This window comes from Stenotrophomonas sp. Steno-C15 (assembly GCF_056393265.1).
This window is the reverse complement of sequence record NZ_JBWJPF010000061.1, coordinates 1-201: the sequence shown is the minus strand read 5'-3', so window position 1 is coordinate 201 and position 201 is coordinate 1. Positions and strand designations below refer to the sequence as shown.

Here is a 201-nt window from a genome sequence, read left to right as displayed (position 1 = left end):
CCCGCTGCGTGCGAAGTACCGCAACGATGCGATCTCTGCGCGGGTGGAACATGCGTTCTCCTTCACCCGCGGCAAGGGCGTGGTGATCCAGCCGCTGCTGCCGGTGGTGGACTACGCGCGCACCTCCGCGACGCGGTTCAACGAAGGGCAGGGTGTGGCGGCGCTGGCCGGGCGTGGCGGCAGCCTGGAGAGCATCCGGGT

At 70.1% G+C, this 201-nt stretch carries 1 protein-coding gene; it reads left to right on the top strand.

The annotated features are described in order from the left end of the window. Positions 1-201 (top strand): hypothetical protein (locus AC06FB_RS18890; protein WP_478053991.1); only part of this gene is annotated, 201 nt, incomplete at both ends.